Source organism: Pantoea sp. SIMBA_079, from assembly GCF_046940275.1.
In the GTDB taxonomy this organism is placed as follows: domain Bacteria; phylum Pseudomonadota; class Gammaproteobacteria; order Enterobacterales; family Enterobacteriaceae; genus Pantoea; species Pantoea borealis.
In genome coordinates this window covers 1-249 of record NZ_JAWRYR010000696.1, presented here as the reverse complement: position 1 = coordinate 249, position 249 = coordinate 1, and the positions used below count along the sequence as shown (strand labels likewise).

At 63.1% G+C, this 249-nt stretch carries 1 protein-coding gene; it reads right to left on the bottom strand.

Going from position 1 to position 249, the window contains the following annotated elements; translation table 11 throughout:
* Positions 1-249 (bottom strand): BCCT family transporter (locus tag SB719_RS21745; RefSeq protein WP_412159972.1); only part of this gene is annotated, 249 nt, incomplete at both ends.

Below are 249 nucleotides of genomic sequence, written 5' to 3'. Positions count from 1 at the left end.
AGCAGTACCATCACCACCACGAATGGCAAGGCCACGACGATGGTCAGGTTCTGTAGCCCGGTCAGCGCCTCGCCAGGGTTACGTGGGTCGCCGATCGCCAGCATGATCGCCGCCACCGTACCGGTCAGCGAGCCCCAGAAAATCACTGTGCGTCGTGATGGCGCGGTGGTGCCGTGTTCCGACAGCGTGCCCATCACCAGCGAGGCGGCGTCGGCACCCGAAACAAAAAAGATGCCCACCAGGATCATC